We start from the raw sequence: 18,403 nt of genomic DNA on the forward strand, positions 1-18,403 counted from the left end.
CTACTTTACCACCAGGACCGGGATAGCCGCCTCGGAAAGGACCTCGGACGTCTGGCTGCCGAGCATGAGTCGCGAGATCCCGCGGCGGCCATGCGAGGAAATAACGATCAGGCCGCAGCCCCGCTCTGCTGCCGTTTCCAGAATGGCGACTGCCGGCGAAAGATGCACCTTGCTGACGAAGTCGGCGACGACACCGGCGCTCTTCGCTTTTTCCCCGATGATCTTTTCCAGATCCTCGATCTCCTTCCGGCGGCCCTCATTATAGCTGTCCATCGCCTCAGCCTGCACGATCCCTTGCAGCGCAAAACCGGTCAGGGGCACGATGACGCTGATAACGGTCACGGGAAGGTTGAGCGCCTTGGCAAGCGCAAGACCATGATCGACACCCCGAGCGGCAAGTTCCGAACCGTCGGTGGGCAGCAATATGCGATTGTACATGGGAGATCCGTTCTGCTGGCTGAATTCAAATAAGAAGGGAATTCACCAGTGATCGTAATCCCGCGCCTTGACGCAGGTCAACATCAGGCGAAGTCGACGCCACTCTTCAGTCCCAGAGGAAATCTTTGCTTTCAATGCGGGAGGCAAGCTTGAGCGTGCCGTCAGGCTGAACGACATACCGTTCGAACTGCCGATAGCCAAATTCGCCAAGGAACGTGTGCTTTATCACAGTGCCGGGCCTATAGGGCGAACGGATAACCTTGCCGCCATAGGTCAGGCTGCCCGGTATGGGCTGGTCTTCCGTCGCTGTCGTGCTGCAGCCGGCGGCGAGAAGAAGAATTGCAACACAAGCGTATTTCATTGCTAATCCCCGGGCAACGATATGCCGTCGGGCAGAATTATACCGGTTGCGCTGCTAGCGTGCATCGACTGTTTTAGTTTTGGGAAAGAATGGTAGCGGGGGGCGGAATTGAACCGCCGACCTCAGGGTTATGAATCCTGCGCTCTCACCAACTGAGCTACCCAGCCACTGTTCAAACGAGCCTTTAGCGAAGCGCTCAGCCCGTCGGATGAGCGGCTTATTAAGAGCGTAGCGGCTTTGTGTCAAGCATATGATGGAGAAAAAGGCCGTGCCGCCGCATCGCCTTTCCCAGGAATTTTACGCGGCCACCGGCTGGCTCAAAAGCGCCTTCAGGGAGGCTTCTGCCGCCGGCTCGCGCTCGGAACGCTCGATGAAGCCACCGCCGAAGACGCGGGCGTTGTCGCCGGGTGCCGAATAAAGCGCACAGGCCTGGCCGGGTGCAATGCCGGCTTCGCCGACCGTCAGGTCGACATAGGTGCCGCTTGCATCGACATGCAGCACGGCAGGCGCCGGTGCGCGAGTGGAGCGCACCTTGGCATAGCAGGCAAAGCCCTCGCCTGATGCTGCGACCTGAAGCGTCTCGTCGCCCAGCCAGTTGACGTCGCGCAGATAGACGCGGTGTGTTTCCAGCGCTTCCTTGGGGCCGACGATGACGCGGCGCGAGCGGGCGTCGAGGAAGACGACATAGAGCGGCTCGCCGGTGGCGATGCCGATGCCGCGGCGCTGGCCGATCGTGTAATGCAGGATGCCTTCATGCTGGCCGAGGATGCGGCCGTCGAGATGCACGATATCGCCGGCGAGAGCCGAATTCGGCTTCAGCTTGGTGATGATATCGGAATACTTGCCCTGCGGCACGAAACAGATGTCCTGGCTGTCTGCCTTCTTGGCAACGACGAGACCCATCTCTTCGGCCAGCCGACGGGTCTCCGCCTTTGGCAGGCCACCAAGCGGGAAGCGCAGATAGTCGATCTGCTCCTGCGTCGTGGCGAAGAGGAAATAGCTCTGGTCACGATCGGCATCGGCAGGGCGATAGAGCGCGCGGCGGCCGGGATTACAGGACGATGGATTTGGACGCGAGCGGATATAATGGCCGGTCGCCAGCGCATCGGCGCCGAGTTCCTTGGCTGTCGCCAGAAGATCGGCGAACTTGACCGTCTGGTTGCAGGCAACGCAGGGGATCGGCGTCTCGCCGGCGACGTAGCTCTCGGCAAAGGGATTGATGACGGTTTCGCGGAACCGCTTCTCGTAGTCGAGCACGTAATGCGGAATACCGAGCGTCTCGCAGACACGGCGCGCATCGTCGATATCCTGGCCCGCGCAGCAGGAGCCGGCACGGTGGACCGCAGCGCCATGATCGTAAAGCTGCAGCGTGATGCCTAGCACATCGTAGCCCTGGCGTTTGAGAAGCCCGGCCACGACGGAGCTGTCAACGCCGCCAGACATGGCGACGACGACACGGGTGTCTTCCGGCTTCTTGTCAAAATCCAGTGTGTTCACGGGTACTGCCAAATTCTGTGCTGTTTCGATCCGCCTTTTCTCACGTCGGAATGTGGCGGATTTCCTGTGTTCCGGCGGGATCGTCCGCCAGCTTGCATGGGCGACGGATATAGAAACTATTGCGCGCCTGCGCAAGGCCCGGCGATTCGGGCCTCTCCGGCAGCGTCATGCGCGGGTCACGCATTGCAGCTATTCGCAATCGACCTTTGATAGGCCGCATTTCATCACGTACATGAAATGACCCACCTTTTAGAAGATTCGGATAAATGACAGCCGCCTCCACCACGCTTCGTGGCGTCCTTGTCGCATTTGCGGCCTATGCCGTCTTTGCCTTCAGCGATGCGTCCATCAAGGCCCTGCACGGCACGGTTCCTTCCTTCCAGGTCGCCTTTACGGGTGCGATCCTCAGCCTGGCAGCCCTGCCCTTCATCAAGGGGCCAGGCGATTCATGGCTGGACATTTTCAGGACGACGAACCGACCGCTCTGGCTAGCGCGCTTTGCCGCCGGCGCAACCGGCGCAATCGCCTCCATCATCACTTTCACCAAGTTGCCGATGGCAGAGGCCTTCTGCCTGCTCTTCCTGCTGCCCTCCTTCGTCACGATCCTCTCGGTAATCTTCCTGAAGGAAGATGTGCGCTGGCAGCGCTGGGCCGCCGTCATCGTCGGCTTCCTCGGGGTGCTCGTGGTTCTGAGGCCGGGTTTCCGCGAACTGTCCGTCGGCCATCTGGCTGCGACCATCGGTGCGATCTCGGCGGCCATCGCCATCGTCATCTTGCGCAAGCTCGGCCCGGCCGAAAAGCGCCTCTCGCTTTATGGTGCCTCGCTGCTTGGCACGCTCATCGTCAGCGGCCTGCTCATGCTGTCGCAAGTGGTTATGCCAACGCCGCAGCAATGGTTGTTTCTCGCAAGCTACGGCCTGCTGGGCGCTGCCGGCAACGTCATGCTGATGACGGCAGCCCGCCTCGCCCCGGCAACGCTGGTCGCGACACCGCAATATAGCCAGATGATCTGGGCAATCGCCTTCGGCTATCTGTTCTTCAACGACAGCGTCGATCTGCCGATGGCCCTCGGGATCGTGCTCATCATCTGCTCGGGCCTGCTGACGCTGATCCGTGAACGCAAACGTCAGGTGCCCCTGCCGGCAGCCGTTGCCTCCGGCGACGCACAATCGCAGATCGCCACGACACCGGCGGAAGGCGACGTGGACGCCCCGACGCGATAGGCCTATTCCGCCGCCTCGCGCCGGATGCTGCGCGGGCGGCTCGCGCGTCATTAGCCGCATGCGCTGCTTTGCGATGCAGCACGGGAAAGGGAAAGCCATCAAAAAGACGCAGCCGAAGCTGCGCCTTCAGACAAGAGGTGGGCAGTATCGGCTCAGGTGCCGATCAGTTTGTTGCAGGCAAGTGCGATGCCCGGATTGGCGATGATGGCAGTCACGAGCGCCAGACCGACCATCGACAGCGTGTAGCGTTTCATGTGCATCCTCCTTTTTCAGCCCCGCCGAGATTATGCAGTGCTGACTGGCATTCTCAAAATAACGAATGATTGAGGCAGCTGCGTAGGCGCCAGGCGATCAGCTCTCCAGGCTGGGATCGACGAAGAGCGAACCATTATAGGCGCCGCAGCTCGTGCGGATGGCGACGATGACCCAAATCGCGGCAAGGGCTGCGACCAGAACCTCTCCGAACCCTGTCAGTGCCGGCAACGGAAAGATACTGGAAAGCCGCAGCGTCGCAACGGCATAGACGCCGATCGGGAAGGTGTACCCCCACCAGCCGAGATTGAAAGGCAAGCCCTGCCGCAGGTGGCTGATGGTGATGGCAACCGCCAGACCAAGCCACCAGAGGCCATAGCCCCACAGCAGGACAGCACCAAGCAAAGCCGCACCCGAAATCGCCGGAGCCAACGCACCAAGGCCGCCGGCTGCAAGAGCTTGCCCACCATTGACGGAAAACAGAGCAAGGCCGAGTGCGCCGGTACCAACGGGACCGAGGGCAAGGAAGCTCGTCGCTGCCATGCTGGCGTGCGGCAGCTTGTGCAGAGCCAGGCGCAGGAAGAGGATGACGAGAATGCCGAGCGCCAGCGGCACCGAGCAGGACCAGAGCACGAAGCTCGCAAAAAGCACCGGAAGCTGCGCGCCTTCGGCAAGATGCGGCACCAATAATCCGCCGCTTGCAGCTGCGACCTCAGAGGCCACGATCGGCAACAGCCAAACGGCGCTCATATGCTCGATTGCATGCTGCTGCCGCGTGAACATGACCAGTGGAATGGCAAGACCCGCCAGAACCGCCAGCGCTGCATCCAACCACCACAACTCCGCCGCGATAGAGACGCTCGCCTCACCTAAAAGGCCCGGTCCGAAGATCAAGAAACCATTGACGATGGTCGCAAGGCCCATAGGAATGCAGCCGAAGAACATCGAAACGACGGGATGGTCGAATGCCCTCAGTGCAGCGCCGGGATACAGCAGCCACTTTCCAGCATAGATGCAGGTCAGCACTGCAAACAGGCCGATATTCGCGAGCCACAGTATCTCGCCTGCCGCGTGGACTGTCGGCAAATCCGGAAACTGGCCGAAGCAGACGGCAAGGATGCCGGTCCCCATTGTCGTCGCAAACCAGTTCGGCGTGAAGTGGCGCAGGACATGCGTCCGCAAGCGAACAATCGGGACAGAAGGAGATAGATGCAGCGCGGTCATGGCGAATTCCTTTCGTTGACCGCTTTCATACCGGCACCAAATAATCGCTTCCAACGATTTATCTTTGTCATTCCGTTCGATAAAATCGAATGATCAATGGAGGCGGCATGACACTGGAGCAGCTTAGAATATTCGTAGAGGTGGCAGCGCGTCAGCACATCACGAAGGCGGCGGCGCACCTGAACATGACCCAGTCGGCCGTCAGCGCCGCAATCACCGCACTGGAGACACGACACGGCGTCACCCTCTTCGACCGCGTTGGCCGTTCGATCGTGCTGAACCGGACCGGCCAACTGTTCCTGAAGGAAGCACAGGCCGTACTGACCAGCGCGAAGGCGGCGGAGGCCGCCCTGATGGACCTCTCCGGCCTCATGCATGGAGAACTCACGATCATGGCGAGCCAGACGATCGGCGGCTATTGGCTGTCGCCGCGGCTTGCTGCGTTCCGCCGAAATTATCCGGGCATCGAATTGGCAATCCGCATCGGCAACACCGCCGAAGTGTCTGACGCCGTTGCCAATGGCGAGGTGGAAGTGGGCCTTATCGAGTGGCCGAGCGACAGGCGCGGCGTTTCGGCAAGGCAGGTCGCCCTGGACGAGATGATCGTCGTCGTTGCTTCCAATCACCCGTGGGCGGACGGCAAATCACGCGGCCCGACCGATTTTCCTCAGACGCAATGGGTCCTGCGCGAACAAGGGTCCGGCACCCGCCTCGCCTTCGAAAGCCTTCTGCGAAGAGCCGGCCTCGATATCGATGCGCTTGATGTTGCGATGGTGCTGCCGGAGAACGAGCCGCTCGTCGGCGTCGTCGAAGCTGGCATTGGCGCGACGCTGATGTCGCGGAGCGTGGTTTCCATGAAGCTGCGCAACGGTCTTCTCACCGAGGTGAATGTGCCGCCCCTGCCCCGTCCCTTCTTCCTGCTGCGCCATGAGGAGCGCTATCGCAGCAAGGCGGCCGATGCTTTCGATGCGATGATCTCAGGCTGATGCCTGCTTGAGATGGCGTCCGTAGATCAGTGCTTCGGCCTCATGCTGCGGCATGGGTCTGCCGAGAAGATAGCCCTGCACCTCGCCAAACCCTTCGGCCCGCAGCTTCTGCAACTGCTCCTCGGTCTCGATGCCTTCGGCGAGCGTGACGGCATTGAAGCCGGAACCGATGCCGGCCACGGCCCGCACGATGGCCAGATTGCCGGGATCGGTCTCGATGCCGGACACGAAGCTGCGGTCGAGCTTGATCTTGTCGAAAGTGAAGGCGCGCAGATAGCTGAGCGACGAATAGCCCGTGCCGAAGTCGTCGATCGCAATGCGCACGCCAAGTTCCTTCAGCGCCCGAAGCAGCGGCAGGCTCTGCGCCACATCGGCCAGGAAGACGGATTCGGTGATTTCGATTTCCAGCCGTTCGGGGCGCAGACCCGCCTCATCGAGCGCGCCAACAACGCTGGAAAGCAGGCTTGCATGGCGAAACTGGCTGACGGAAAGATTGACCGCGATCTTCAGGTGGCCCGGCCAGGAAGCGGCAGCGCGGCAGGCCTCCCGCAAAACCCAATCACCGATCGGAATGATGAGCCCTGTCTCCTCCGCCAGCGGAATGAATTCCATCGGCGCCACGAGGCCGCGCACCGGATGCCGCCAGCGGATCAGCGCCTCGAAACCACCGATGCCGTCGTTTTCGAGCTGCACGATGGGCTGGTAGTAAAGCTCGAATTGCCCGTGTTCCAGCGCATCGCGCAATTCGCCGGTCAGATGATGCCGGCGCTCGGCCTCAAGCCGCATCGCCGGCTCATAGAAACGATAGGTCGAGCGTCCGCTTTCCTTGGCGGCGTAGAGCGCGAGGTCGGCATGGCGCATCAGCACATCAGCCTCTCCGGCATCGACAGGCGCCAGCGCAATGCCGATGCTGCAGGTGACATGCTCCCGCGTGCCATCGAGATCAAAAGCTCTGGCAAGCGATTTGAGCAGCAGATCGGCAAAACGCTCTGCCCGGTCGGGCTCGGCTAGCTGCAGCACGACTGCGAATTCATCACCGCCGAGACGTGCCACGAGGTCGCCCTCATCGGCAAGCGCCAGCAAGCGCTCCGCCACCTGGCAGAGAAGCGCATCGCCGGCGGCGTGGCCCTTGCTGTCATTGATCGTCTTGAAGTGGTCGACGTCGATATAGAGCAGCGCCATCGGCTTTTCGATCGAAGCGGTAATGGCCTGCTTGCGGATATGCTTGGAGAAGGCGGCGCGGTTCGGCAGGCGCGTCAGCGAGTCATGCATGGCAAGATGCGCAAGCCTCGCCTCCACTGCGCGCTCTTCCGTCACGTCGTGAGAGATGCCCAGCAGATAGCGCGGCTCCTTCCCTTCGGGCGCCGGCAAGGCACGCTTGACGGTGCGAAGGATCCGCTGGCCGCCGTCGGCCCGCTCCATTGTCTCCTCGAAGCTGATCGTCGCACCGGCGACGAACGCCTCGTGATCCTGTTCGCGAAAGATGTCGGTCTGCTCAGAGGGGAAGAAGTCCCGGTCCGTCCTTCCAACTACGTCGCCGGTATGAAAGCCCATGATCTCGCCGCACGCCTCGTTCAGCAGGATGTAGCGGCCATCCTCTTCCATATCCTTCACGAAGACGCCGACGGGCAGGTTGTCGACGATGCTGTCCAGCAGCGAACGTGTATCGGTGATCTGGCGCTGCGCGGCATTCACTTCGGTACGGTCCTGCACGATCGCCAGGATCGCAGCCCTTCCTTCGAAGCGCACTTCGCGGCCGTATGTCAGAACCTCGATGGCCTCGCCATCGGCCTTCAGATGCGTCCAGCGCTCGGCCTTCTCCATATCGGTGCGGTCATGAACGGCGCTGAGCATCCGCTCCCGCTCGGCGGCTGGGCGGATATCGAGGACGGTCATGCCCTGATAGTCCTCTGCGCTGTATCCATAGAGCATGAGCGCCGCATCATTGACGATCAGGAAGCGTAGCGTATCCGGATCGTAGACCCACATTGGAGAGGGATGCGTCGTAAACAGCGAACGGAAATCATCAACAAGAGCTTCGGACTGTCCGGATATCGTCTGAAACGAGGCCATTGAGAAATTCACGCAAAATTGGAACCAATATTGAAAGTGGTATAGCCGAGAAAGCTAAATAAAATCACAATCATAAGGGGCTTAAACTTTGAGCGAACGCCCTTAAAATAAGCAGTGCGAGTTTCTCAAACCAGCCACTTCGCGCTTCAGTTGAAAATTTCAGCGGTCGGCCAATCCAAGGGCTCGGCCACGAGGCTGATTGTGGGGCGGAACCAAATCATTTCCAAAGAGTTATTTCCGATTGAAAATACAACCCATCGGCAGGGAGGCTATGATGGGCACACCCGCAATGACAGATCATGATAAGATCCGGGAATGGATCGAAGCACGCGGCGGCCATCCCGCCCGGATGAAAAGCGGCCTGGTCGGCGTTGATTTCGGCAGGCAGGAAAGCTCTGTCGAGAACATTTCCTGGGACGAGTTCTTCAGGGTTTTCGACGCGAGTAGAGACACTTTTTTGCATCACGACGCCAACGCCACCCGCCACTGATCGCAGGTCACTACCGACATGCGCTGAACCATGTAAAAAACCGGCACGGAGACCGGGCCGGTTTTTTCATGTCTTTCCTTGCGAGGAAAACTCAGTCGACGTTGAAGGCCAGCAGCTTTGCCTGGCGGATCGCGGAATTGGCCGTCAGCTTGCCCAGAACGACATCGTCAACCGCGGCGTCAACATAGAGCAGAGCAATGGCGTCGCCCCCCTGTTTGTCGCGGCCGAGCTGGAAGTTGGCGATATTGACGCCGGCAGCGCCAAGCGTCGTTCCGATGAAGCCGATCATGCCGGGAACGTCGGTATTGGCGATGTAGATCATGTGGCTGCCGACATCGGCGTCGAGGTTGATGCCCTTGATCTGGATGAAGCGCGGCTTGCCGTCGGAGAAGACCGTGCCGGCAATCGAGCGCGTCATGGATTCAGTGGTCACCGTCAGCTTGATGTAGCCGTCGAAGACGCCCGACTTGTCGCGCTTGACCTCGGAAAGGATAACACCCTTTTCCTTGATCATGATCGGTGCCGAAACCATGTTGACGTCGGCCACCTGCGAACGGATCAGGCCGGCGAGAACCGCCGAAGTCAGTGCACGGGTGTTCATGTTGGCCGTGACGCCATCATAAAGGATTTCGATTTCCTTGATCGGTTCTTCCGTAACCTGGCCGACGAAGGCGCCGAGAACATCGGCAAGCTTGATGAACGGCTTCAGGATCGGCGCTTCCTCAGCGGTGATCGACGGCATGTTGATGGCGTTTGAAACCGCACCCTTGACGAGGTAGTCCGCCATCTGCTCGGCAACCTGCAGAGCAACGTTTTCCTGCGCTTCGGTGGTCGAGGCGCCGAGATGCGGCGTGCAGACGACGTTCGGCAGGCCGAAGAGCGGGCTTTCCTTGGCGGGCTCAACTTCGAAGACGTCGAAGGCCGCACCAGCAACATGGCCGGACTTGATGGCTTCGGCAAGCGCTGCCTCATCGACGAGACCGCCGCGAGCGCAGTTGATGATGCGAACGCCGGGCTTGGTCTTGGCAAGCGCTTCCTTGTTCAGGATGCCGCGCGTCCTGTCGGTCATCGGTACATGCAGCGTGATGAAATCCGCATGGGCCAACAGTTCGTCGAGCTCGACCTTGGTGACGCCCATCTCCTCGGCGCGCTCCTTGGAGAGGAACGGGTCATAGGCGATGACATGCATCTTCAGGCCGATGGCGCGAGCACAGACGATGGAGCCGATGTTGCCGGCGCCGATGACACCGAGCGTCTTGCCGGTGATTTCGACACCCATGAACTTCGACTTTTCCCACTTGCCGGCCTGTGTGGACGTATCGGCAGCCGGAAGCTGGCGGGCAACGGCAAACATCAGGGCGATCGCATGTTCAGCCGTCGTGATCGAGTTGCCGAAGGGCGTGTTCATGACGATGATACCGCGGCGCGATGCGGCCGGGATATCGACATTATCGACGCCGATACCGGCACGGCCGACGACCTTGAGGTTCTTGGCCGCTTCGATGATCTTCTCCGTCACCTTCGTGGCGGAACGGATGGCGAGACCATCATAGTTGCCGATGACTTCGAACAACTTGTCCTTGTCCTTGCCGAGCTGCGGCTGGAAATCGACTTCGACGCCGCGATCGCGAAAGATCTGGACGGCGGTTTCCGACAGTTCGTCGGATACGAGAACGCGAGGTGCCATAAGGGCCTCCTTCAAAGAGTTCAGCGATGAATGAATTCGGAATGCGGGGCTCCGCCATCAGGCGGAGCCGGATGCGATCACGTCAGGCAGCAGCCTGGGAAAGCGTTGCTTTCTGGGTTTTAAAGGCCCAGGAAAGCCAAGGCATCAGCTTCTGCATGTCGGCGGTTTCGATCGTGGCACCAGCCCAGATGCGTAGGCCGGACGGAGCGTCACGGTAAGCGCCGATGTCGTAAGCGACGCCTTCCTTTTCGAGGAGAGCGACGAGGCCTTTGGCGAAATTCGCCTGGCCATCGGCATCGAGAGCAGCCACATCCTTGTCGACGATCTTCAGGCAGATCGACGTATTGGATTCGATCTCCGGCTTGACGGCCAGATTGGCGATCCAGTCGTTTGCAGCTACAAAATCGGCAATGGCCTTGGCATTGGCGTCGGCGCGGCCGATCAGAGCCTTGAGGCCTCCGAGCTGCTTGGCCCAGAGAAGCGCATCGATATAGTCCTCGACGCAGAGCATCGACGGCGTGTTGATTGTCTCGCCCTGGAAGATACCTTCGATCAGCTTGCCACCCGAAGTCAGGCGGAAGATCTTCGGCAGCGGCCATGCCGGCTGATAGGAGACTAGCCGTTCGACGGCACGCGGCGACAGGATGAGGATGCCATGCGCACCCTCGCCGCCCAGAACCTTCTGCCAGGAGAAGGTGACAACATCGAGCTTGGCGAAATCGAGGTTCTGCGCGAAGGCGGCCGAGGTCGCATCGCAGATCGTCAGGCCCTTGCGATCAGCCGGAATGAAATCGGCGTTGGGAACGCGGACGCCCGAGGTTGTGCCGTTCCAGGTGAAGACCACGTCACGGTCGAAATCGACGGTGGAAAGGTCGGGAAGTTCGCCGTAACCGGCTTCGATCTTGCGCACGTCCTTGAGCTTCAGCTGCTTGACGACATCGGTAACCCAGCCGGCGCCGAAGCTTTCCCAGGCGACCATATCGACGCCACGCTCGCCGAGCAGCGACCAGAGCGCCATCTCTACGGCGCCGGTGTCGGAAGCCGGTACGATGCCGATGCGGTAATCCGCAGGCACTTCCAGAATTTCGCGGGTGAGATCGATCGCCTTCTTCAGCTTGGCCTTGCCGACTTTCGCGCGGTGCGAACGGCCAAGGGCCGCATGGGAAAGAGCTTCGAGCGTCCAACCAGGACGTTTCGCGCAGGGGCCAGAAGAAAAATGAGTGTTTTGCGGACGCACGTCCGGCTTTGCGGTATTTGCCATATTGCTACCCTTCCAGATAGATGGCTCCTCGTTGGGGAGGAGTGTCCCGCCGCTGTGTTTATGGGCGAAGCCCGTCATAGTCAAGCGGGAGATGTCGTTTCTGGAGGCTATTTTGCCGCAGCGGCGATCACATCTTGGGTTAAACCGCGCCGCTGGCGGCGCGATCGCCTGCGTTGAAGATATCGCTGCCAATGCGGCGCGCCATCTCGATATGCGCGGCACCATTTCCTGCATCCGAGTCGAGAAGCAGTTCCGACGTCACCACAGGAGCACCGCAATAGTCGAAAATGCCATGATCGATCTGCGTCTTGATGGCGTTGAAATAGCCATGCCGCTCATAGGTGCGGGCATCCGCACCGCCGATGCCGACGAGATGGACGGGCAGATGCCTAAGCTTTTTCACAACCTTGCCGGACGTGTCGTCATAGGCCCAGCCATTAGCAAAGACGCGATCGATCCAGCCTTTCATCAATGCCGGCATGGACCACCAATAGACGGGATAGACCAAAACGAGCCCATCGGCGCGATCGATCCTTGCCTGCTCGGCGGCGACATCGGCAGGTGCCGCGGCTTTCCGGCGATGAGCAGCAATATCGGCCTCGTTAAATCTGGGATCGAAAGCCTCTTCCGTCAGGTCTGCGATCTCGAAGGAGTTGGCGGCATCGGAAGCCGTTATACCTTCGGCAATCCCCGCGGTGACGCCATGACTGAGCGAGTTGGAATCGGGATGAGCGAGAACAATGAGTGCATGCATGGCGAAACCTCCTGATCGGCGATTGCGAGCAAAGCCGATCGCTTATATACTTTTCGTAAGCTACCTTTAGTAAGTTACTTTTCATAGGTTACGATGTCAAGCACCGGCAAAGACCACACCGACGCTCTTCCCCGCCCCCGTCGCCGGCTGTCGAGAGAAGAACGCCATCGCCAGCTCCTGGATGTCTCGTGGCAATTGATCAGGGAGGAAGGAACGGATGCGCTGACGCTGGGACGCCTCGCCGAACAAGCCGGCGTGGCAAAGCCTGTCGTCTATGATCATTTCGGCACGCGGCCGGGATTGCTTGCGGAACTCTACCGCGAATTCGACGATCGGCAGACGGCGCTGATGGAAACTGCGCTTCGCGAAAGCGGACCGGCACTGAACGACAAGGCCAAGGTCATGGCGGTCTCCTATATTGATTGCGTTCTCACGCAGGGGCGTGAAATTCCTGACGTCATCGCCGCTTTGGCAAGTTCTCCGGAGCTGGAAAAGGTCAAGCACAAGTGTCAGGTGGTTTTCATGGACCAGTGCAGATCCGTGCTTACTCCCTTCGTTGGTGCAGGGACGATCGCGTCAGCCGGCCTTTGGGCAATGCTCGGCGCTGCCGAAACTCTCTCCTATGCTGCGGCAACCGGCGAGATTACTGCCAGGCAGGCTGAAAGCGAACTTTTCGAAATCATTCTGGCAATGGTCGCCAGAAACACCCGCTGAAACGAAAAAGCCGCCCTTGCGGACGGCTTTCGACAATTCTTGAAACTTTGGTCTTACTTGTAGACCGGCTGCTGCAGCGGAATTGCCGGCGGTTCGTAAGCGACTGGCTGGGCGCAGCCCCCGAAGAGGTAACGGGCGCCGACACGGGCTTCGTGGACGTTGACGCCACGGTCGCGACCCGGGCCGCCGTTTTCGTTGTAACCGAACATGTTGCCGCCATCGATATGCAGGTAGCGGTAACCGACATCGGCCTTGACGTTGCAGGTCACGTCGATCGAGGCGCCGGCCATGAGGGCGTAGCTGAAGCGCCAGCCGCCGCGGCCGCCATGGACGACTTCATCATCGCAACCGCTGCCGTCATCGGCGCAGGCGACGTTGTGGAGGTCCTTCCACTTGACGTAGGAACCACCGATACCAGCGCCGACATAAGGCGTGAAGTAGGCGTAGGTGCCGAGATCCACATAAGCGTTGGCGAGCAGCGTGTAGGCCGTCATCGACGATACGTCTCTCGACGTACATGCGATCACGCAGGCGCCGAAGTCAGCGCCGCCGCCGACCGTCGAACCACGGAAGTCGGACTTGGTGAGATAGTCGAAGGTCAGGTCGGTGCGCAGATAGCTGTTGATCTGGTAACCGACACCGCCGCCGACCGTCCATGCATCTTCAAGGTCCGCATCGTCGAAATCGGCTTCGAGAGCATTGCTGCCCTGGAAGAACTTCGCGCCACGCAGGTCGGTGAAGGCGTAGCCGACATCACCGCGCAGATACCAGCCGGTCGATTCGCTGACGGCGACTTCCGGCGGCTGTTCCGGGATGGGTTCGACCGGAGCAAGATCGGCAGAATAGGCATTCGACGCGATCAACAGCGCGGCGAAGATACCGGACAAAGTTCGTTTCATGGATTCACTCCAGTCGGTTGCGTCGGCGCGTTGCAGGCCGCCAAAACGGATATGCTTTTTATGGATAATGAATCGGAAACGTTAAAAGCTGCTTAACCATAAGAAGTAATGCGAATATTCACGGCAGAACATGTTTCGAAAAGTAATCTGCCGGTCTCGACTTCCCGAATCGGGAAGACGACGAATAAAAGGCCCGGCGAACTTTCACGCTTGCGAACGACGGATGAGCAAGGACGGGTAAACCGCATCACCCCACATGCTCCTCCGGGATCGAACCGCTTAAGACAAATCGAAGATTTTTCCACAGAGGATCAGACAGCGTATGCAGAACCGCAACAGGCAGGCCGCCGATACCATTACCGATCTCTACGAACGGCATGCCAAAGTCTGGGATACAAGCCGCGGCAAGACCCTTTTTGAACGGAGCTGGCTGGATCGCTTCACCGCACTGATCCCGCAAGGCGGGTCAATCCTCGATATCGGCTGCGGCTCCGGCGAACCTCTCGCGCGTCATTTCATCGAAAGCGGCCACGCAGTGACCGGCATCGATTCCTCGCCCAGCCTGATCGACATGTGCCGGACGCGCTTTCCAAACTCCGATTGGCAGGTCGCAGATATGCGCTGCCTGTCGCTCGGCAGAAGTTTCGATGGGCTGATTGCCTGGGACAGTTTCTTCCACCTGCCCTTCGAGGACCAGCGGCGCGTGTTCCCGCTGTTTCGCACGCATTCGAAGCCGGGAACGGCGCTGATGTTCACCAGCGGCCCCGCGCATGGCGAAGCTATGGGCGTTTTCGTCGGTGAACCGCTTTTTCACAGCAGCCTCAGCCCGGATGAATATCGCGCCCTGCTCACCGAACACGGCTTTACAGTCGTCGCCCACAAGGCCGAAGACCCGGCCTGCGGCAATCACACCGTCTGGCTCGCGCAACGCCAATAAAAGTGCCAACAAAAAAGCCGGCACGAAGGCCGGCTTTCAATCCTTTTTGCGGCGCTTTCAGGCGGCGCTGCGTACGCTCGAAATCGTGCCGATGAGATCGTTGACGATACGCTCGATCTGCGCCCGGTCGTCGCCTTCCGCCATGACGCGGATCAGCGGCTCGGTGCCGGACGGCCGGATGACGAGACGGCCATTCTTGGAAAGCTCGGCTTCCGCATCGGCAATCGCCTTGACCACCCGCAGATCTTCCAGCGGCTTGCCGCCGGTAATGCGGACATTGCGCAGAAGCTGCGGCACCGGCTCGAAGCGACGGCAGATTTCGCTGACCGTTTTACCGGTACGCTTGACGGCCGCCAGAATCTGCAGGGCGGCAACGAGACCGTCGCCTGTTGTGCCGTAATCCGAAAGCACGATATGGCCGGACTGCTCGCCACCGACATTGTAATTGTGCTGGCGCATATGCTCGACGACGTAACGGTCGCCGACCTTCGTACGGGCAAGGCCGAGGCCCTTGTCCTCAAGGAAACGCTCGAGGCCAAGATTGGACATGACGGTCGCAACGATACCGTTGCCGCGCAGCTGCTGGCTCTCGGCCCAGCTTTCAGCGATAACGGCCATCAGCTGATCGCCATCGACGATCGAGCCGTTTTCATCGACGATGATGACGCGGTCCGCATCGCCATCGAGCGCAATGCCGATATCGGCGCGCACCTCGTCGACCTTCTTCTGCAGGGCGACCGGGCTGGTGGAGCCGCAATTCAGGTTGATGTTCGTGCCGTTCGGATCGTTGCCGATCGTCACCACGTCGGCGCCGAGCTCCCACAGAACGGCAGGCGCCACCTTGTAGGCCGCACCGTTGGCGCAGTCGACCGCGACGCGCAGGCCCTGCAAGGTCACGTCGCGCGGCAAGGTGCGTTTGACGTGCTCGAGATAGCGGTAGATATCGCCATCGACGCGCTTGGCTCGGCCGATTTCCTCAGCCTTGGCAAGCTGTCCCGATAAATCCTTGTCCAGCAGGTCCTCGATCTGCGCTTCGATGTCATCGGAGAGCTTGTAACCATCAGGACCGAAAAGCTTGATACCGTTATCTTGGTACGGATTGTGCGAGGCCGAAATCATCACGCCGATATCGCATCGCAGCGAACGCGTCAGCATGGCAACGGCAGGTGTCGGAATAGGACCGAGCAGGAACACGTCCAGTCCCGCCGCGGTAAAGCCGGCCACGAGGGCATTCTCCAGCATGTATCCCGACAGGCGCGTGTCCTTGCCGATCACCACACGATGACGGTGGGCGCCGTTACGGAAAATCGTCCCTGCGGCGATGCCGACCCGCATCGCAAGATCCGGCGTCATAGGGAAGATGTTGGCCTGACCTCGGATGCCGTCCGTCCCAAAATAGCGTCTTTTCATATGCACTCCTGCGCTTTCCGCGCGCCGTAGAAGCTTGCGCATTCCTCAAGCAAGAATCCGGCTTCAAAGATTGGCGCTGCGCCCGAAACCTTGATTCAGACTTGTCTTTAGTCAGCGGAATGCCACAAAACCGCGTAACCGGCACGTAAATTACCAAGAAAACTGATTATATCCTGTTACTAATATTAAAAGGGCCGGATTCCCTGTGGAAATCCGGCCCTTTAGGCAAATTCCTGTTCAATTTCAGTGAGGCTGCGGTTCCAGCCCACCCTCGGGTTCATCACCCTTGGAAGCAGGGCGCGCACCGGCCTTCGGCACGGCCGAGCCGCGGCTCGGAGGCGAATCATCGCCAAGATCGCGCGCAGGCTTTTCGCCACGGATCAGAGCCTTGATCTCTTCGCCGGTCAGCGTCTCGTATTCGAGCAGCCCTTCGGCGAGAGCGACGAACTCGTCATGCTTTTCCGTCAGGATCGTGCGAGCCTGCGTATAGGCCTCGTCGATCAGGCGGCGCACTTCGTTGTCGATCTTCTGCGCGGTCGCTTCGGAGACGTTCTTCGACTGCGAAACCGAATGACCGAGGAAGACCTCCTGCTGGTTCTCGCCATAGGCAACCTGGCCGAGCTCGTCGGAGAAGCCCCACTGGGTGACCATCGCACGGGCAAGCTTGGTCGCCTGCTCGATGTCGGAGGAAGCACCCGAAGTGATGTTCTCCTTGCCGAAGGTCAGTTCTTCGGCAACGCGGCCGCCCATCATGATGCAGAGGCGCGAGATCATCCACTTGTAGCTCATCGAGTAGCGGTCGCCCTCGGGAAGCTGCATGACCATGCCGAGCGCACGGCCACGCGGAATGATCGTTGCCTTGTGCAGCGGATCGGCGACGGCGACGTTCAGCGCGGTGATGGCGTGACCGGCCTCGTGATAGGCGGTGAGCTTCTTTTCCGCTTCGGTCATGGCCGAAGAGCGGCGCTCCGCACCCATCATGATCTTGTCCTTGGCGTCTTCGAATTCCTGCATGGTCACGACACGCTTGTTGCGGCGTGCGGCCATGAGGGCAGCTTCGTTGACGAGGTTCATCAGGTCCGCACCGGAGAAACCGGGCGTACCGCGAGCCAGAACCTTGAGATCGACATTCGGTGCCAGCGGAACGTTGCGGGCATGTACCTTGAGGATGCGCTCACGGCCAACGATGTCAGGGTTCGGAACAACGACCTGGCGGTCGAAACGGCCCGGACGCAGCAGCGCCGGATCGAGAACGTCGGGACGGTTGGTCGCGGCGATCAGGATGATGCCTTCATTGGCTTCGAAACCGTCCATCTCGACGAGGAGCTGGTTCAGCGTCTGTTCGCGTTCATCGTTACCGCCGCCGAGACCGGCGCCACGATGGCGACCAACGGCGTCGATTTCGTCGATGAAGATGATGCAAGGCGCATTCTTCTTCGCCTGCTCGAACATGTCGCGGACACGGCTTGCACCGACACCGACGAACATTTCAACAAAGTCCGAACCGGAAATGGTGAAGAACGGCACGTTGGCTTCGCCGGCAACCGAGCGGGCGAGCAGCGTCTTACCGGTACCCGGAGGGCCGACAAGCAGCACGCCGCGCGGGATCTTGCCGCCGAGGCGCTGGAATTTCTGAGGGTCGCGCAGGAATTCAACGATCTCTTCCAGGTCCTGCTTGGCTTCATCAACGCCGGCAACGTCATCGAAGGTCACGCGGCCATGCGCCTCGGTCAGAAGCTTGGCCTTGGACTTGCCAAAGCCCATCGCGCCGCGCGAACCGCCCTGCATCTGCCGCATGAAGAACAGCCAGACGCCAAGGATCAAGAGCATCGGCAGCAACGTTCCGAGATAGCTCAGGAAGCCGGAGGAACCATCGGTTTCCGGGCGCGCGGTGACAGCGACATTCTTGGATTGCAGGCGATCGAGCAGATTGTCGTCGATCACAGGCGAATAGGTCTGGAAGGTATTGTTATTCTCCAGATATGTTCCGGTCAGCCTGTTACCGGTGACCACGACATCCTTCACGCGGCCCGCATCGACCTCACGCAGGAACTGCGAATAAGGAACTTCACGCGAACCCGTCTGAGCCGGAGCCGTCTGGAACATACTGAAGAGGGCGATCAGCAGAAGCGCGATGATCGCCCACAAGGCGAAATTACGTAAGTTAGGGTTCATTGAACTCCCCAGCACTGGACAG

At 60.0% G+C, this 18,403-nt stretch carries 17 protein-coding genes and 1 tRNA gene; 5 read left to right on the forward strand and 13 right to left on the reverse strand.

The window, feature by feature from the left end; translation table 11 throughout:
- From AC1DM5_RS08805 to AC1DM5_RS08825, 5 genes are all read right to left on the reverse strand, one after another.
- Nucleotides 1-438, reverse strand: coding sequence for a universal stress protein (locus AC1DM5_RS08805; protein ID WP_477818357.1), 438 nt, complete (start codon nt 436-438; stop codon nt 1-3).
- A 106-nt stretch (nt 439-544) separates the two neighbouring features.
- Nucleotides 545-799 carry a hypothetical protein gene (locus tag AC1DM5_RS08810; protein ID WP_477818356.1) on the reverse strand — a complete coding sequence of 85 codons (255 nt, stop codon included), beginning with the start codon at nt 797-799 and terminating at the stop codon, nt 545-547.
- A gap of 90 nt (nt 800-889) precedes the next feature.
- A tRNA-Met gene (locus AC1DM5_RS08815) sits at nt 890-966 on the reverse strand.
- Between the two features lie 130 nt (nt 967-1,096).
- Nucleotides 1,097-2,296 carry a tRNA 2-thiouridine(34) synthase MnmA gene (gene mnmA / locus AC1DM5_RS08820; protein ID WP_477818355.1) on the reverse strand — a complete coding sequence of 400 codons (1,200 nt, stop codon included), beginning with the start codon at nt 2,294-2,296 and terminating at the stop codon, nt 1,097-1,099.
- 40 nt (nt 2,297-2,336) lie between these two features.
- Entirely contained in the window at nt 2,337-2,480 is a 144-nt protein-coding gene (locus AC1DM5_RS08825; protein ID WP_477818354.1) for a hypothetical protein, read from the reverse strand.
- Nucleotides 2,481-2,562: 82 nt separating this feature from the next.
- Between AC1DM5_RS08825 and AC1DM5_RS08830 the strand changes: the two genes are divergently transcribed.
- The gene (locus tag AC1DM5_RS08830) at nt 2,563-3,519 is read left to right on the forward strand and encodes a DMT family transporter (protein WP_477818353.1); all 957 of its coding nucleotides are present in this window, start codon (nt 2,563-2,565) and stop codon (nt 3,517-3,519) included.
- Nucleotides 3,520-3,870: 351 nt separating this feature from the next.
- Here AC1DM5_RS08830 and AC1DM5_RS08835 read toward each other — a convergent pair whose 3' ends face one another.
- Complete coding sequence (locus AC1DM5_RS08835; protein WP_477818352.1) at nt 3,871-4,995, reverse strand: TDT family transporter; 1,125 nt, start codon at nt 4,993-4,995, stop codon at nt 3,871-3,873.
- A gap of 107 nt (nt 4,996-5,102) precedes the next feature.
- Between AC1DM5_RS08835 and AC1DM5_RS08840 the strand changes: the two genes are divergently transcribed.
- Nucleotides 5,103-5,981 (forward strand): LysR substrate-binding domain-containing protein, encoded by an 879-nt coding sequence (locus tag AC1DM5_RS08840; RefSeq protein ID WP_477818351.1) that lies wholly within the window; start codon nt 5,103-5,105, stop codon nt 5,979-5,981.
- Here AC1DM5_RS08840 and AC1DM5_RS08845 read toward each other — a convergent pair.
- Nucleotides 5,973-8,054, reverse strand: a complete 2,082-nt coding sequence (locus AC1DM5_RS08845) for a putative bifunctional diguanylate cyclase/phosphodiesterase (protein ID WP_477818350.1) — start codon at nt 8,052-8,054, stop codon at nt 5,973-5,975. The genes AC1DM5_RS08840 and AC1DM5_RS08845 overlap by 9 nt on opposite strands.
- Nucleotides 8,055-8,325: 271 nt before the next feature.
- Between AC1DM5_RS08845 and AC1DM5_RS08850 the strand changes: the two genes are divergently transcribed.
- On the forward strand, nt 8,326-8,544 hold the full coding sequence (locus AC1DM5_RS08850; RefSeq protein WP_477818349.1) for a hypothetical protein: 219 nt from the start codon (nt 8,326-8,328) through the stop codon (nt 8,542-8,544).
- Between the two features lie 91 nt (nt 8,545-8,635).
- Here the strand turns inward: AC1DM5_RS08850 and serA are convergent, their stop codons facing one another.
- From serA to AC1DM5_RS08865, 3 genes are all read right to left on the reverse strand, one after another.
- Nucleotides 8,636-10,231, reverse strand: a complete 1,596-nt coding sequence (gene serA / locus AC1DM5_RS08855) for a phosphoglycerate dehydrogenase (RefSeq protein ID WP_007827029.1) — start codon at nt 10,229-10,231, stop codon at nt 8,636-8,638.
- A gap of 82 nt (nt 10,232-10,313) precedes the next feature.
- Nucleotides 10,314-11,492, reverse strand: a complete 1,179-nt coding sequence (locus tag AC1DM5_RS08860) for a phosphoserine transaminase (RefSeq protein WP_477818348.1) — start codon at nt 11,490-11,492, stop codon at nt 10,314-10,316.
- Nucleotides 11,493-11,631: 139 nt separating this feature from the next.
- A complete protein-coding gene (locus AC1DM5_RS08865) occupies nt 11,632-12,246 on the reverse strand; it encodes an NAD(P)H-dependent oxidoreductase (protein WP_477818347.1) in 615 nt (204 codons plus the stop codon).
- 93 nt (nt 12,247-12,339) lie between these two features.
- Between AC1DM5_RS08865 and AC1DM5_RS08870 the strand changes: the two genes are divergently transcribed.
- Complete coding sequence (locus AC1DM5_RS08870) at nt 12,340-12,960, forward strand: TetR/AcrR family transcriptional regulator (RefSeq protein ID WP_477818346.1); 621 nt, start codon at nt 12,340-12,342, stop codon at nt 12,958-12,960.
- A gap of 53 nt (nt 12,961-13,013) precedes the next feature.
- Here AC1DM5_RS08870 and AC1DM5_RS08875 read toward each other — a convergent pair whose 3' ends face one another.
- A complete protein-coding gene (locus AC1DM5_RS08875) occupies nt 13,014-13,859 on the reverse strand; it encodes an outer membrane protein (RefSeq protein WP_477818345.1) in 846 nt (281 codons plus the stop codon).
- Nucleotides 13,860-14,181: 322 nt separating this feature from the next.
- Here AC1DM5_RS08875 and AC1DM5_RS08880 point away from each other — a divergent pair, with 322 nt between their 5' ends.
- Complete coding sequence (locus AC1DM5_RS08880) at nt 14,182-14,796, forward strand: class I SAM-dependent DNA methyltransferase (RefSeq protein WP_477818344.1); 615 nt, start codon at nt 14,182-14,184, stop codon at nt 14,794-14,796.
- A 57-nt stretch (nt 14,797-14,853) separates the two neighbouring features.
- On the opposite strand, the gene glmM is transcribed toward AC1DM5_RS08880, so the two are convergent.
- Nucleotides 14,854-16,206 (reverse strand): phosphoglucosamine mutase, encoded by a 1,353-nt coding sequence (gene glmM, locus AC1DM5_RS08885; protein WP_477818343.1) that lies wholly within the window; start codon nt 16,204-16,206, stop codon nt 14,854-14,856.
- 243 nt (nt 16,207-16,449) lie between these two features.
- Entirely contained in the window at nt 16,450-18,381 is a 1,932-nt protein-coding gene (ftsH, locus tag AC1DM5_RS08890) for an ATP-dependent zinc metalloprotease FtsH (RefSeq protein ID WP_007827042.1), read from the reverse strand.
- Between the last annotated feature and the right edge of the window lie 22 nt (nt 18,382-18,403).

The sequence above is a fragment of the Rhizobium sp. 01T437 genome, from assembly GCF_056398505.1.

Coding starts and splice junctions, on each gene's coding strand:
- AC1DM5_RS08805 (WP_477818357.1), bottom strand. CDS start 438: ATGTACAATCGCATATTGCTGCCCACCGACGGTTCGGAACTTGCCGCT.
- AC1DM5_RS08810 (WP_477818356.1), bottom strand. CDS start 799: ATGAAATACGCTTGTGTTGCAATTCTTCTTCTCGCCGCCGGCTGCAGC.
- AC1DM5_RS08825 (WP_477818354.1), bottom strand. CDS start 2,480: ATGCGTGACCCGCGCATGACGCTGCCGGAGAGGCCCGAATCGCCGGGC.
- AC1DM5_RS08830 (WP_477818353.1), top strand. CDS start 2,563: ATGACAGCCGCCTCCACCACGCTTCGTGGCGTCCTTGTCGCATTTGCG.
- AC1DM5_RS08835 (WP_477818352.1), bottom strand. CDS start 4,995: ATGACCGCGCTGCATCTATCTCCTTCTGTCCCGATTGTTCGCTTGCGG.
- AC1DM5_RS08840 (WP_477818351.1), top strand. CDS start 5,103: ATGACACTGGAGCAGCTTAGAATATTCGTAGAGGTGGCAGCGCGTCAG.
- AC1DM5_RS08845 (WP_477818350.1), bottom strand. CDS start 8,054: ATGGCCTCGTTTCAGACGATATCCGGACAGTCCGAAGCTCTTGTTGAT.
- AC1DM5_RS08850 (WP_477818349.1), top strand. CDS start 8,326: ATGATGGGCACACCCGCAATGACAGATCATGATAAGATCCGGGAATGG.
- serA (WP_007827029.1), bottom strand. CDS start 10,231: ATGGCACCTCGCGTTCTCGTATCCGACGAACTGTCGGAAACCGCCGTC.
- AC1DM5_RS08860 (WP_477818348.1), bottom strand. CDS start 11,492: ATGGCAAATACCGCAAAGCCGGACGTGCGTCCGCAAAACACTCATTTT.
- AC1DM5_RS08865 (WP_477818347.1), bottom strand. CDS start 12,246: ATGCATGCACTCATTGTTCTCGCTCATCCCGATTCCAACTCGCTCAGT.
- AC1DM5_RS08870 (WP_477818346.1), top strand. CDS start 12,340: ATGTCAAGCACCGGCAAAGACCACACCGACGCTCTTCCCCGCCCCCGT.
- AC1DM5_RS08875 (WP_477818345.1), bottom strand. CDS start 13,859: ATGAAACGAACTTTGTCCGGTATCTTCGCCGCGCTGTTGATCGCGTCG.
- AC1DM5_RS08880 (WP_477818344.1), top strand. CDS start 14,182: ATGCAGAACCGCAACAGGCAGGCCGCCGATACCATTACCGATCTCTAC.
- glmM (WP_477818343.1), bottom strand. CDS start 16,206: ATGAAAAGACGCTATTTTGGGACGGACGGCATCCGAGGTCAGGCCAAC.
- ftsH (WP_007827042.1), bottom strand. CDS start 18,381: ATGAACCCTAACTTACGTAATTTCGCCTTGTGGGCGATCATCGCGCTT.